This is a genomic window from Amycolatopsis sp. NBC_01480, from assembly GCF_036227205.1.
GTDB lineage: Bacteria > Actinomycetota > Actinomycetes > Mycobacteriales > Pseudonocardiaceae > Amycolatopsis.
Map to the genome: position 1 here is coordinate 5,453,628 of NZ_CP109442.1, position 12,539 is coordinate 5,466,166.

The following is a 12,539-nucleotide window of genomic DNA, read 5'->3' on the forward strand; positions in this document are numbered from 1 at the left end:
GTGGTTGGCTCCGAGCACAGAGTGTCCGGTGTGGAGCAGACGGGGAAAGCCATGGCGCACAAGGGACGAGCGAGGCTGTTCGACGCGTTGACGACGAAGGGGACGGCCTTCACCCGCCAGGAGCGGCGCGAGCTGGGCCTGCTCGGCCTGCTGCCGATCGCCGAGAAGACCATCGACGAGCAGGTCGAGCACACCTACCACGAGTTCTCCACCCGCCGCGACGACCTCGACAAGCACATCTACCTGCGCGCCCTGCAGGACCGCAACGAAACGCTGTTCTACCGGCTGCTCAGCGAGCACATCGAAGAGATGATGCCGATCGTGTACACGCCCACGGTCGGCGAGGCGTGCCAGCGGTTCAGCGAGATCTACCGGCGCCCGCGGGGCCTGTTCGTCGCCTACCCGGACCGCGCCGAGCTGCGCGAGGTGCTGCGCAACCGGCCGGACCAGGAGGTCGACGTCATCGTGGTCACCGACGGGCAGCGCATCCTCGGCCTCGGCGACCAGGGCATCGGCGGCATGGGCATCCCGATCGGCAAGCTCTCGCTGTACACGCTGATCGGCGGCATCGACCCGGCGCGCACGCTGCCGACCGTGCTGGACGTCGGCACGGACAACGTCGAACGGCGCGAGGACCCGCAGTACCTCGGCTGGCGGCACCGGCGCATCGGTGACGACGAGTACTACGCGTTCATCGAGGAGTTCGTCGCCGCCGTGCGCGAGGAGCTGCCGGACGTGCTGCTGCAGTGGGAGGACTTCGCGACCACCCACGCGTTGCCGATCCTCGAGCGTTACCGCGACCGGCTGCTCACCTTCAACGACGACATCCAGGGCACCGCCGCCGTCGCGCTCGGCGCGCTGCACGGCGCGGCCCAGACCGCCGGGCGGCCGCTGTCGGAGCAGCAGGTGGTGATGCTCGGCGCCGGCTCGGCCGGCATCGGCGTGCTGGAGATGATCCGCCAGGAGATGGTGTCCCAGGGCCTGTCCGACGCCGAAGCGGCTTCGCGGATCTGGGTGGTCGACATCAACGGCCTGCTCACCGACGACCGCACCGACCTGTCCGACGGCCAGCGCCGCTTCGCCCAGCCCGCCGACCGGGTGAAGGACTGGGACGGCGTGCAGCTGGCGGACGTCGTGCACCAGGTCGACGTCGGCGTGCTGCTCGGCCTGTCGACGGCGGCGGGCGCGTTCACCGAGGAGATCGTCCGCGAGCTGGCGGCCAAGACCGACCGGCCGATCATCTTCCCGCTGTCCAACCCCACCAGCCGGGCCGAGGCGCACCCGCACGAGCTGGACGAGTGGACCGACGGCCGCGCGCTCGTCGCCACCGGCTCGCCGTTCGCCCCGGTGGAGCGCAACGGGAAGAAGCGCCGCGTCGCGCAGTGCAACAACGTCTACATCTTCCCGGCGATAGGTCTGGCCGTCACGGCCGCGCAGGCCACCCGCGTCACGGACGAAATGATGCGCGTCGCGGCCAAAACCCTCGGCGAGGCTTCCCCGGCCCTGGCTGATCCGGACGAGCCGCTGCTCCCGGCGTGGGAGGACGTTCCGGAAATCGCCACGCGCATCGCGACGGCTGTTGCCGTGCAGGCGGTGAAGGACGGTGTTGCGCCTAAGCGGTCGGACGACGAGCTGGCCCAGCTGATCCGTGACGCGCGGTGGAAGCCGGAATACCGCTGACTACTGCAGCAACCCGATCGGGATCGCCATGCCCAGGAACAGCACGAGCTGATACGCGCTGTTGAGCACGGTGAGCCGGCCGGGCTTCTGCTCGAAACCGTTGTGCTGCGCCAAGGTCGACAGCGAGAAGCCGGCCCACGCCGCGAGCCCGGCCCCCAACAGGCCCTTGCCGCCCCGCGCGGAGTCCTCTTTGGTCACTCCGGTCAGCTTCCGCCAGACCCGCCGGCCAGCTGATGCTCAGCTCCACGTCACTCCCCTCCGCTCGGTCAACCCAGCTCTGCCAGCAGCCTCCGGGCGACGTCGACGACGGCGGTGCCCGCGACGGCCATCGGCTCGGGCGAGCGCATCGAGCGGGCCAGCACGAAGGCGCCCTCCAGGCTGGTGATCAGGGTGATCGTCAGCGTGCGCGCGGATTCGGGCGGCAGGCCGAACTTCTCGAGCCGCTCGGTGCCCGCGTCGATCCACGCGGTGAAGACGTCGGCCGTGGCCTGGCGGAGGGTTTCGTTGGTGGTGGCCACTTCCAGCGCGACGGTCGCGATCGGGCAGCCCTCGACGTAGTCCGTCTCCAGGAGCGAGGTGACGCCGGCGGCGAAAAACGCCTCGATGCATTCGACCAGGCCCGCTTCCGGCTTGACGAAGAGGTCGAACAGCGCGATGTACTGCATGCCCGAGCTGCGCACGACCTCTTCGCCGAGCTGCTCCTTCCCGCCGGGGAAGAAGTGGTACAACGAGCCGAACGGCGCGCCCGCCGCTTCGACGATCTGCTTCACGCCGGTGCCGGCGTAGCCGCCCTGCCGGAACAGTTCGGCCCCGGCGGCCATGATGCGGTCCTTCGTCCCTGTCACGAAACCGAGGATAGCTCTTTCGCGCTAGAGCGTTCTATCAAGCGCTCGCCGAAGGCCAGGTTGAGCACCACGGCGGTGAGGCAGCCCGCGCTGATGCCCGAGTTGAGCACCACCTGGAGCGCGGCCGGGAAGCCCGAGTAGAAGTCCGGCAGCGCGATCGGGATCAGGCCGATGCCCAGCGAAGCGGCGACGATCGCGACGTTGGCCGGGTGCTCGAACGACGCCTTCGCCAGCGTGCGCACCCCGCTCACCGCGACGCTGCCGAACAGCACCAGCCCCGCCCCGCCGAGCACCGGCTGCGGCACCAGCGCGATGACCCCGCCGGTCACCGGCAGCACGCCGAGCACCACCAGCACCACGCCGCTGGCCGCGACGACGTACCGGCTCACCATGCGCGTCAACGAAACCAGCCCGATGTTCTGTGCGAACGCCGTGCACGCGAAGCCACCGAAGATCGTGCTGACCGCGGTGGCCAGCCCGTCCGCGCGGAGTCCGTCGGCGAGCGTCCGGCTGGTGGTCGGCCGCCCGACGATCTCGCCGAGCGCCAGCAGGTCCGCGGTGCTCTCGGCCATCACCACGAGCATCACGATGGCCATCGAGACGATCGCCGCCACGTCGAACACCGGCGCCCCGAAGTGGAACGGCGTCACGATGCCGAACACCGGCGCCTGCTTCAGCGTCGAGGCGTCGACTTCGCCCAGCGGCCACGCCACGAGCGTGCCCGCGACCAGCCCGAGCAGTAGCGCGATCCGGCTCCAGAAGCCGGACAGGAAACGGGTGAAGACCAGCACCGCGAGCAAGGTGACGCCGGCCAGCAGCAGCCCGGACGGGCGCGCCGCCGGCCGTTGCGCCGAGATCCACTGCACGGCCACGGGCAGCAGCGAGACGCCGATCAGCGTGATCACCGTGCCGGTCACCACGGGTGGGAAGAACCGCGTCAGCTTCGAGAAGAACGGCGCCGCCAGCACCACGAAGAGACCGCCGACCAGCGTCGCGCCGTAGACCACGCCCAGCGCGCCGCCGGACTTGTGCTGCTCGGCGATCGCGAGGATCGGCGCGACGGAGGCGAACGTGACGCCGTTGACCAGCGGCAGCCGCGCGCCGAAGCGCCAGAGACCGAGGGTTTGGAGCAGGGTGGCCAGCCCCGCGGTGAACAGGGAGGCGCTGATCAGCAGGCTCAGCTGGCCGGGGCTGAGGCCGACAGCAGCGCCGATCACGAGCGGTGGGGCCACGACGCCGGCGTACATGGCCGCGACGTGCTGAATGCCGCCGAGCACGAGTTGCGGCAACGGCGGCCGCGCGTCGACGGGGTGTGGCGAGGGATGATCCGGGCTTTCGGACATGCGCTCTCCCGGTGGGGACGGGGGGGGTTAGAGCACGGCTTCGGTCCAGGCCGGGCCGGGCTCTTCGGCTTCGTCGCGGACCACGGTGCCTTCGATGAGGCCGTACGGTCGGTCGGCGGCGTAGAACACCTCGTTGTGGTTCTCGAGGCCGAACGGGCTCAGGTCGACGAGGAAATGGTGTTTGTTCGGCAGGGAAAGCCGGACCTCGGCGACGTCGGTCCGCGCGAGCAGCACGGCTTCGCCCATCGTGTACAGGGTCTGCTGCAACGAAAGGCTGTGTTTCGTGGCGAACGCCTCCAGCAGCGTCCGCCGGATCTCCTGGTGGCTCTTGGCCCAATCGATGTCGGTACTGCCCTGATAACGCCACCGCGCGGTGACGGCGGTGGCGAGGATCCGGTCGTCGGTCTCCGCCAGCGTGGTGTACTCCTCGCGGGGAAATCCGTGGAACTCCGAGCCGGTGGACTTCAGCACGGTCAGACCGTCCACACCGGACACCACCCAGGCGCGGCCGCCCTGCACCGTCACGGTGGTGGTGCGGCTTTCGCCGCCGGAGCGGCTGAACGCGTGGTCGTGCGGCGCGCCGCCGACCGGGATGCGCTCCCAGCCGTGCTCGGCGATGGTGATGCGCGCGGTGGTGATCTTCTCCTGGGTGTCCACGAACCGACGGCCCAGCCGCAGTGCGAAGTCCTCGATCTCGCCGACGTCCTGCTGCTTGGCGAACGCGTACACGGTGTTCTTCTGCGTGTCGGTGGCCAGCACGACGCTGTTGTCGCCGGTCAGGTGCGTCGCTTCGAGCTCGCCGCGCAGGGCGGTGGAGACGGTGAGGTCGCGCAGGTGGTGCACGGCGCCTTCGCGGCGCACGGTGACCAGCCGGACCTCGGCCTTGCCGTATTGGTTGGGGCCCAAGGAGATTCCCATGCCAGGTTCCCTTCAGCTGCCACGGTAGGTCGAGTAGGCGAACGGGCTCAGCAGCACCGGCACGTGGTGGTGCGCGCTGCCGTCGGTGATCCGGAAGGCGAGGGTGACGTCGGGGAAGAACGCGTCCGGCCCGAGGTACGCGCCGGTGTCGAAGATCAGCCGGTAGACGCCGGGGGCCAGGGTTTCCGGGCCGAGGTCGCGGATGCGGCCGTCTTCGTCGGTCACGCCGTCGGCGATCGGTTTCCCGTCGCCGTGCTCGAACCGCACCGGGATGCCCGCGGCGGGCTTGCCGGCGGCGGTGTCGAGGACGTGCGTGGTCACGAGGCTCATGCGGTCACCGCTTTCTGCAGGCGCAGCTGGGCGATCTTGGCCAGCTCGGCGCCCGCGACGTCCAGTTCGGTCTCGGGGTCGTTGCCCAGCCGCGAGCGCAGGTTCGCGAGCAGCTCCGCACCGCTGCGTCCGGCGGCGCAGACCAGGAAGACGTGACCGAACCGCTTCTCGTACTCGGCGTTCGCCGCGGCGAACTCGCCGGCATTGTCCACACCGGACTGTTCGCCCCGCGACCAGCCGGCGTCTTCCCCGGTGCCCTTGGGCTTCTCACCGATCCGCGGATGAGCGGCAATCGCGTCACGAACCTCGTCCCGCCGCAACGGCGTGGCGCCGGCGGCGGCCTCGAGCAACGCGTCGAACCGCGCGTACGGCCGCCCCCCGAGCACGGCGTCGACCCACCGCGGCACAGCCAGGCAGGCCGTCAGCGCCGGACGGACCTCGGCGGCTTCGGCAGTGTTGAACTCGGCGAGTGCGAGTGGCAACGGGATCTCCTCACGGCGGGGGAGCAGGTAGTCAGCCGACCGTACGGTGCGGGTGGCTGGTCGTCAACATTTTGTTGAACGTGCTGGTCAGTCGGCTTCACGGTTCAGATAGTTGTAAACCGTGAACCGAGTGACCCCCAGCGCCTCGGCGACCGCAGACACCGACTTCCGCAGGCTGAACGCCCCCCGCTCACGCAGCAACCGCACCGCGCGTTGCTTGTCCGGCCGCCCCAGATCGCCGAGTTTGGCCCCAAGCTCACGCTCCACGTCGGCGATCAGGCGGGACAGGGCGCTGTTCAGTTCGACCGGAGGCGGCGGCTCGTTCTCGTCCGTGCGGCGCAGCTGCAGCGTCACCCGGGTTGCCCCGCCCTCCAGCGCCGCCTTCGCGATTGACGGGAGGGCCTGGACGAGCCGGTCGGCGTCACCGCGGGCGAGGGTGCCGAGGGGGCCGAAATCGGTGTCCAGACCGGCTTCCCTGGCCGCGTCCCGGGCGCGTAGGGCGTGCTCCGGCGGGGCGCCCTCGCCCTGGAAAGGTTCGCTGGTGAACTCCGCTTCTAGCTCCACGCGCTGACCGTAACGTGGACGGCGTGACGTTGACGAGGGACGAACACCGTGGTTAATCTCGGTTGGCGAAACAGACTTTCCGTAGCGTGAAATTGCCTGCCGGATTCCGGTGGGCGTGAGGAGTGTGCCCGCAGATGGACCTCGTGGTGCGCGCCGCACGGGCGGTGACGGGGCAGGGAACCGAAGGCCCCGCGACGATCGGCGTCGACGCAGGCCGGATCGTCGCCGTGGAGCCGGGATTGGTGGACCTGTCCGGCGACACAGTCCTCGAGCTGGACGCGGACGAAGTCCTGCTGCCCGGCCTCGTGGACACCCACGTGCACGTGAACGACCCCGGCCGCGCCGAGTGGGAGGGCTTCGAGACGGCAACCCGCGCGGCCGCCGCCGGCGGGGTCACCACGATCGTGGACATGCCGCTCAACAGCCTGCCGCCGACGGTCGACGTGGCCGCGCTGGAGGTCAAGCGCAAGGCGGCCGGCGGGCGCGTGCACGTCGACGTCGGCTTCTGGGGCGGCGCGATCCCCGGCAACACCGGCGACCTGCGCGAGCTGTACGACGCGGGGGTGTTCGGCTTCAAGTGCTTCCTGCTGCACTCCGGCGTCGACGAGTTCCCGCCGCTCGACGCCGCCGGGCTGGAAGGAGCACTGCGCGAGCTGGCCACGTTCGACGCGCTGATGATCGTGCACGCCGAGGACTCGCACGCGATCGAGTCGGCGCCCGATCCGCACGGCGAGAAGTACCGCGACTTCCTCGGCTCCCGGCCGCGCGGCGCGGAGAACCTGGCCATCACGCACGTGATCGAGGCGGCGCGCAAGACCGGCGCCCGCGCGCACGTGCTGCATCTGTCCTCTTCGGACGCATTGCCGCTGATCGCGTCCGCGCGGGCGGAGGGCTTGCCGCTTTCGGTCGAGACCTGCCCGCATTACCTGAGCTTCACCGCGGAGGAGATCCGCGACGGCGCCACGCAGTTCAAGTGCTGCCCGCCGATCCGCGAGGCGGCCAACCGCGAACTGCTCTGGCAGGGCCTCGCCGACGGGGTGATCGACACCATCGTCAGCGACCACTCGCCGTGCACGCCGGAGCTGAAACGCTTCGACACCGGTGACTTCGGCCTCGCCTGGGGCGGGATTTCCAGCCTGCAGCTGGGTTTGCCGGCGATCTGGACGCAGGCGCGCCAGCGGGGCTTCTCGCTCGCCGACGTCGTCCGCTGGATGGCGGAGCGGCCCGCGGCGCAGGTGGGGATGACCCGCAAGGGCCACCTCGCCGTCGGCTACGACGCGGACTTCTGCGTGTTCGCGCCGGACGAGGCGTTTGTCGTGGACGTCGCGAAGCTCAAGCACCGCAACCCGGTGAGCGCGTACGACCAGCGGCCGCTCGCCGGGGTCGTGCGGAGCACCTGGCTGCGTGGTTCGCGGGTGACCGGTGACGAACCGCGTGGCGCACTGCTGACGAGGGGGAACTGCTGAAATGGAGGAGAACGTGTCGGACGACCGTCCTGAGTGGACCGCCCAGCCGGACCTGGCCTCGCGCCGGTTCGGCGGCACGGTGATGTGGGCGAGTGACGAGCTGTTCGCCGAGAAGGAGAACCTCGTCAACCCGTGGAAGCCCGAGCACCGCGCCGAGACCTTCGGCCCGAAGGGGCAGGTCTACGACGGCTGGGAGACCCGGCGGCACCGCGAGCCCGGTGACGACCAGGCGGTGCTGCGGCTCGGCCTGGGCGGGGTGGTGTCCGGCGTCGTGGTGGACACGGCGTTCTTCAAGGGCAACTACCCGCCGTTCGTCTCGGTGGAGGCCACGGCGGTGCCGGGTTACCCGAGCGCGGCCGAGCTGGCCGGGGCGGACTGGGAGGCGCTCGTCGACCGGGCGCCCGCGCTGGGGCACACGGAGAACTTCTACAAGGTGTCCTCGCCCAGGCGGTACACCCACGTCCGCCTGACGCAGCACCCGGACGGCGGCGTCGCGCGGCTGCGCGTGCACGGTTCGCCGGTGCCGGACCCGGCGTTGCTGGACCCGCGTTCGCTGGACCTGGCGGCGCTGGAGAACGGCGCGATCGTGACCGGCTGCAGCAACATGTTCTATTCGTCGCCGAACAACATGCTCTCGCCCGGTTTGGCCGCTCACCAGGCGGAGGGCTGGGAGACCGCCCGCCGCCGCGACGACGGAAACGACTGGGCCACGGTCCGGCTGGCCGGCGCCGGGATCGTCCGCTTCGTCGAGCTGGACAACAGCAACCTCAAGGGCAACGCGCCGGGCTGGGCGTCCGTGAGCGGCCGCTTGGACGAGGGGGAGTGGGTGCCGCTGCTGCCCCGCACCCGCCTGCAGCCGGACACCCGCCACCGCTTCGCGCTGCCGGACGACGGTCCGCAGGTCACGGAGGTCCGCCTCGACATCTACCCGGACGGCGGGCTGGCGCGCCTGCGGCTGTTCGGCGAGCTGACCAAACGCGGCCGGGAAGCGGTGACCACGCGCTTCCAGGAAACCTCGGGCTGATCGCCGATCGCGGCCGCCGCCGCAGTGAGTGCAGCGGATGACGCTTTCGCTGCACTCACTGCGGGGAAAGCGTCATCCGCTACCTGCGGCAGCTGCCGCAGGCGCGGCTCACGGCCGCGCGCTGGGCCGGTTCAGGTAAGCCGAGAACGAAGACAGCAGGCAGGCCACCCCGACGATCGAGGTGACCCACCACGGCCCGCCGATCACCAGGTTCCACACGAACGCCGCCGCCATCAGCACGGCGGCGATGATGTTCCTGATCTGCAGCCCGGAGGGTTTAGCCATACGGCCAGCCTCTCACGGCCCGGACCAGCGCCCAATGTGGCGTTGGTTGCGCTGGACGCACCCAATGTGGAGTTGGTCGCTCCACCCTGCCCCGCCACCGCCCTCAATGGAGGCGCTCCGCGCCCAGCCCTGATTCCACGCACCGAACGCCAGTTTCGGGCGCATCGGGCCCGGGGCCGCGTTACGGGGCCGACTGCCGCCGTGAGCTGATCACGCCCGTGTTGAAGCCCGCGAGGTGCAGGCCGCCGGCGAAGCGGGCGTGCTCGATCTTCACGCAGCGGTTCATCACGACGTCCAGACCGGCCGCGCGGGCGGTGTCGGCGACCGGCTCGTGCCAGAGACCCAGCTGGAGCCACAGGGTGCGGGCGCCGGCGTCGATCGCCTCGTCGGCCACCGACGGCAGGTCGTCGTGTTTGCGGAAGACACTGACCAGGTCGACGCCCGGCACGTCCTTCAGCGACGGGTACACCGGGCGCCCCAGCAGCGTGTCGAGGCGCGGGTTGACGAAGTTGACCTCGTACCGCGTCGACGACAGCAGGTACGTGGCCACGAAGTAGCTCGGGCGCGCAGGGTTCGCGGATGCGCCCACCACCGTCACCGAGCGCGTGCGGCCCAGCAGACGCCGCCGTTCAACGGCACCGACCTCGTACGTCATGACGCCACCGCCTTGTCGAGCGCCTGGTCCAGATCCCAGAGGATGTCCTCGACGTCCTCCAGCCCGACCGAAAGCCGGATCAGGTCCGGGCCGACGCCGGCCGCCGCGAGCTGGTCGTCGGACAGCTGTGCGTGCGTGGTGGACGCGGGGTGGATGACCAGCGTGCGCGCGTCCCCGACGTTCGCCAGGTGCGACAGCAGCTCGACCGACTCGACGAACTTCTCGCCCGCCGCGCGGCCGCCGTTCACGCCGAAGGAGAACACCGCGCCCGGGCCCGCGGGCAGGTACTTCGCGGCCAGCTCGTGCTGCGGGTGGTCCGGCAGCCCGGCGTACCCGACCCACGCCACCCGCGGGTCGGCCTTCAGGTACTCGGCGACGGCGCGCGCGTTCGCCACGTGCGCGTCCATCCGTTGCGGCAGCGTCTCCACGCCCTGAAGCAGCAGGAACGCGGAGTGCGGCGACAGTACGGCGCCGATGTCTCGCAGCTGCTCCGCGCGAAGCCGCGTACAGAAGGCGTACTCGCCGAAGTTCTCCCAGTACTTGAGGCCGCCGTACGAGTCGACGGTCTCGGTCATCCGCGGGAATTTGCCGTTGCCCCAATTGAAAGTGCCCGCTTCGACGACCACGCCGCCGAGCGTGGTGCCGTGTCCGCCGAGGAACTTCGTCGCGGAGTGCAGCACGATGTCCGCGCCGTGCTCGATCGGGCGGCAGAGGTACGGCGTGGCCAGCGTCGCGTCGACCACCAGCGGGATGTCGTGCGAGTGCGCGAGGTCCGCCAGCGCCGCGAGGTCGGCGATCTCGCCGCTCGGGTTGCCGATCACCTCGGTGTAGATCAGCCGGGTCCGGTCCGTGACGGCTGCGGCGTAGTCCTCGATGCCGCCGCGCACGAAGGTCGTCTCGACGCCGAAGCGCGCGAGCGTGCCGGTCAGTTGCGTGACGGTGCCGCCGTACAGCCCGCTCGCCGAAACGATGTGGTCGCCCGCCTCGGCGAGCGCGGTGAACGTCAGGAACTCCGCGGCCTGCCCGCTGGCCGTCGCGACGCCGCCGATCGCGCCCTCGAGACTGGCGATCCGCTCCTCGAACGCCGCCACGGTCGGATTCCCGATGCGGCTGTAGACGTTCCCGTACTTCTGCAGCGCGAACAGGTTGGCGGCGTCGGCCGCGTCCTCGAACACGAAGCTGGTCGTCTGGTAGATCGGCACGGCGCGGGCGCCGGTCGCGGGGTCGGGCGTGCCGCCCGCGTGCAGGGCACGGGTGCGGAAGCCCCAGGTGCGTTCACTCATCGCCGGCCACGCTACCCACGTCGCCGCGGCGGGGCCATCCTTCCCGCAGGGTGACCAGGACCGATTCGATCCCCCTAGCCCAGTGCCGCACGAAGCCGCGCTTCGCGTTCTTCGGGCTTCTGACGCGGGCAGCTGACGCACTTCGGGTTGCCCGCTTCGTAGATCAGGCAGCACGACACGCGCTTCACGGCGAGCGTCCGTCCGACAGTCACGTAGCGAGGACGCGGCAAGCCCAGCCCGATGGACGCCACGATCTCCTCCGCGCGTTCCGGCGCCGAAGCCCACAGAAGCCGGTTCGCGATCGAGTCCGTCGCGATGGCGCCCAGCGCCCGGGGATTCGCGGAGGTGACCGAGGCGATCGTCGTGATGGCTGTGCCGAGCGAAGCGGCGAACGCCGGGCCGAGCGGGCCTCGAAGCGGCCGGAGTGAGCGGGCGCCGAGGAACCGGCCGTCCGGCGTCAGGTCCAGCTCCACGGCGTCGAGCGACGGGTCGAGCACGTCCGCGGCGAGAGACTCCAGCGTCGGCGCCACCAGTACCGACGACAGCGAGTACCACCAGATCGTGCCGAGCACGTTGGCCGGCGCGGGGCCGTACAGCTTCGCTGCGCCGTCGACGCGGGCGCGCACCCACGAAGCGTCAGCCAGCAGCGAAGCGGGAGTCACGCGTCCTTCCTACGCCACACACTCACGCCGACGGCGAGCGTCACGTCGCGGCCTTCGGCGGCCAGCAGGCGGGAACGGCGGTCGTCGCGGTCGAGGTGGAAGCCGGCGGGGCCCATGGCCACGACGTCGTGCACCTGCTGGGCGGTGAACGGCGCCGTGTGCACCACGTCGGCCCGGCTGACCCGCGCGAAGTGGTCCCCGAGCGCCGTTTCCAGGCGCTCTTCCTTCCGCTCGTCCACCGACAGCACCAGGTCGCCCAGCTCGGCCAGGTGCCCGGGCAGCGGCGCGGCCACCACGAGCCGCCCGCCTGGCTCGAGCACCCGGTGGAACTCGGCGGCGTTGCGCGGGGAGAAAACGTCGAGCACCACCGACGCGACGCCGTCGCCCACCGGCCACGGCTCCCACAGGTTCCACACCGCCGCGCCGAGCCGCGGGTGCGCCCGCGCGGCCCGGCGCAGGGCGATGGCCGAGACGTCCAGCGCGAGCCCGGCGGCTTCGGGCGCCGCATCGAGCACTCGCGAGAGGTAATGGCCGGGCCCGGCGCCCGCGTCGACAATGAGTCCGGCGGTCCCCGAAACCACTCGCGAAAGCTCGTTTTCGAGGGGTGCGTACGCGCCCGAAGAAAGGAACGCGGCGCGGGCCTCGACCATCGGCGCCGTGTCGGCGGTGCCGGCCGGGATGCGCGCGTGCAACAGGTTCACGTAACCCTGTCTGGCTAGATCAAAAGAGTGGCCCGATTCGCAACGCAGCGTGCGATCCGTTAGCCCGACCGGGCGGCCGCACACCGAACACCGCAGGGCGCGCACGACCCGGGGTGGCAGTGGGTCATTTCCGGGCCGGTCGGAGGTCATGGGCCTATTCGACCACGACGTTTCGTAACCGGACACTTCAGCCCAGGCGACCGGAAACCTGCCCGTAACAAGTCCGACCCGACAGTTCACGCACGCGAAACCTCAGCTGCCGCCTCGTGAAACACCGGAGTCCAAAACTTCCCGGGCAGTA

General features: G+C 70.7%; 15 protein-coding genes. 3 read left to right on the forward strand and 12 right to left on the reverse strand.

The genetic code is table 11. The annotated features are described in order from the left end of the window. The first annotated feature begins 30 nt into the window (after positions 1-30). Positions 31-1,680, forward strand: coding sequence for an NAD-dependent malic enzyme (locus OG371_RS26065; protein ID WP_329057785.1), 1,650 nt, complete (start codon positions 31-33; stop codon positions 1,678-1,680). On the opposite strand, the gene OG371_RS26070 is transcribed toward OG371_RS26065, so the two are convergent. The 7 genes from OG371_RS26070 to OG371_RS26100 all read right to left on the reverse strand — a co-directional run bounded on the left by OG371_RS26070 (position 1,681) and on the right by OG371_RS26100 (position 6,162). Then, positions 1,681-1,878 (reverse strand): DUF1761 domain-containing protein, encoded by a 198-nt coding sequence (locus tag OG371_RS26070; RefSeq protein WP_329057787.1) that lies wholly within the window; start codon positions 1,876-1,878, stop codon positions 1,681-1,683. A 68-nt stretch (positions 1,879-1,946) separates the two neighbouring features. Beyond that, on the reverse strand, positions 1,947-2,525 hold the full coding sequence (locus tag OG371_RS26075) for a TetR/AcrR family transcriptional regulator (RefSeq protein WP_442875984.1): 579 nt from the start codon (positions 2,523-2,525) through the stop codon (positions 1,947-1,949). Continuing rightward, positions 2,522-3,868, reverse strand: a complete 1,347-nt coding sequence (locus tag OG371_RS26080; protein ID WP_329057789.1) for a nucleobase:cation symporter-2 family protein — start codon at positions 3,866-3,868, stop codon at positions 2,522-2,524. The genes OG371_RS26075 and OG371_RS26080 overlap by 4 nt, the downstream gene beginning before the upstream one ends. A 27-nt stretch (positions 3,869-3,895) precedes the next feature. Further along, the gene (gene pucL, locus OG371_RS26085) at positions 3,896-4,786 is read right to left on the reverse strand and encodes a factor-independent urate hydroxylase (protein WP_329057790.1); all 891 of its coding nucleotides are present in this window, start codon (positions 4,784-4,786) and stop codon (positions 3,896-3,898) included. Between the two features lie 12 nt (positions 4,787-4,798). Next, positions 4,799-5,116 carry a hydroxyisourate hydrolase gene (gene uraH / locus OG371_RS26090; RefSeq protein ID WP_329057791.1) on the reverse strand — a complete coding sequence of 106 codons (318 nt, stop codon included), beginning with the start codon at positions 5,114-5,116 and terminating at the stop codon, positions 4,799-4,801. Then, on the reverse strand, positions 5,113-5,598 hold the full coding sequence (uraD, locus tag OG371_RS26095; protein WP_329057792.1) for a 2-oxo-4-hydroxy-4-carboxy-5-ureidoimidazoline decarboxylase: 486 nt from the start codon (positions 5,596-5,598) through the stop codon (positions 5,113-5,115). The genes uraH and uraD overlap by 4 nt, the downstream gene beginning before the upstream one ends. An 87-nt stretch (positions 5,599-5,685) precedes the next feature. Further along, positions 5,686-6,162 carry a helix-turn-helix domain-containing protein gene (locus OG371_RS26100; protein WP_329057793.1) on the reverse strand — a complete coding sequence of 159 codons (477 nt, stop codon included), beginning with the start codon at positions 6,160-6,162 and terminating at the stop codon, positions 5,686-5,688. Between the two features lie 134 nt (positions 6,163-6,296). On the opposite strand from OG371_RS26100, the gene allB reads away from it, so the two are divergent. Next, a complete protein-coding gene (gene allB, locus OG371_RS26105) occupies positions 6,297-7,628 on the forward strand; it encodes an allantoinase AllB (protein ID WP_329057794.1) in 1,332 nt (443 codons plus the stop codon). A gap of 1 nt (position 7,629) precedes the next feature. Then, the gene (gene alc / locus OG371_RS26110) at positions 7,630-8,652 is read left to right on the forward strand and encodes an allantoicase (protein ID WP_329057796.1); all 1,023 of its coding nucleotides are present in this window, start codon (positions 7,630-7,632) and stop codon (positions 8,650-8,652) included. 108 nt (positions 8,653-8,760) lie between these two features. On the opposite strand, the gene OG371_RS26115 is transcribed toward alc, so the two are convergent. From OG371_RS26115 to OG371_RS26135, 5 genes are all read right to left on the reverse strand, one after another. After that, complete coding sequence (locus OG371_RS26115) at positions 8,761-8,937, reverse strand: hypothetical protein (protein ID WP_329057797.1); 177 nt, start codon at positions 8,935-8,937, stop codon at positions 8,761-8,763. 181 nt (positions 8,938-9,118) lie between these two features. Further along, entirely contained in the window at positions 9,119-9,592 is a 474-nt protein-coding gene (locus tag OG371_RS26120) for a CoA-binding protein (protein ID WP_329057798.1), read from the reverse strand. Continuing rightward, positions 9,589-10,875, reverse strand: coding sequence for an O-acetylhomoserine aminocarboxypropyltransferase/cysteine synthase family protein (locus OG371_RS26125; protein WP_329057799.1), 1,287 nt, complete (start codon positions 10,873-10,875; stop codon positions 9,589-9,591). Before OG371_RS26125 ends, OG371_RS26120 begins: the two co-directional genes overlap by 4 nt. 74 nt (positions 10,876-10,949) lie before the next feature. Beyond that, positions 10,950-11,537: a (2Fe-2S)-binding protein gene (locus tag OG371_RS26130; protein WP_329057801.1), complete on the reverse strand. Its 588-nt coding sequence runs from the start codon at positions 11,535-11,537 to the stop codon at positions 10,950-10,952. Further along, a complete protein-coding gene (locus tag OG371_RS26135) occupies positions 11,534-12,388 on the reverse strand; it encodes a putative RNA methyltransferase (RefSeq protein WP_329057802.1) in 855 nt (284 codons plus the stop codon). Before OG371_RS26135 ends, OG371_RS26130 begins: the two co-directional genes overlap by 4 nt. Positions 12,389-12,539: the final 151 nt, after the last annotated feature.

Coding starts and splice junctions, on each gene's coding strand:
- alc (WP_329057796.1), top strand. CDS start 7,630: ATGGAGGAGAACGTGTCGGACGACCGTCCTGAGTGGACCGCCCAGCCG.
- OG371_RS26135 (WP_329057802.1), bottom strand. CDS start 12,388: ATGACCTCCGACCGGCCCGGAAATGACCCACTGCCACCCCGGGTCGTG.
- uraH (WP_329057791.1), bottom strand. CDS start 5,116: ATGAGCCTCGTGACCACGCACGTCCTCGACACCGCCGCCGGCAAGCCC.
- OG371_RS26115 (WP_329057797.1), bottom strand. CDS start 8,937: ATGGCTAAACCCTCCGGGCTGCAGATCAGGAACATCATCGCCGCCGTG.
- OG371_RS26125 (WP_329057799.1), bottom strand. CDS start 10,875: ATGAGTGAACGCACCTGGGGCTTCCGCACCCGTGCCCTGCACGCGGGC.
- OG371_RS26120 (WP_329057798.1), bottom strand. CDS start 9,592: ATGACGTACGAGGTCGGTGCCGTTGAACGGCGGCGTCTGCTGGGCCGC.
- pucL (WP_329057790.1), bottom strand. CDS start 4,786: ATGGGAATCTCCTTGGGCCCCAACCAATACGGCAAGGCCGAGGTCCGG.
- allB (WP_329057794.1), top strand. CDS start 6,297: ATGGACCTCGTGGTGCGCGCCGCACGGGCGGTGACGGGGCAGGGAACC.
- OG371_RS26080 (WP_329057789.1), bottom strand. CDS start 3,868: ATGTCCGAAAGCCCGGATCATCCCTCGCCACACCCCGTCGACGCGCGG.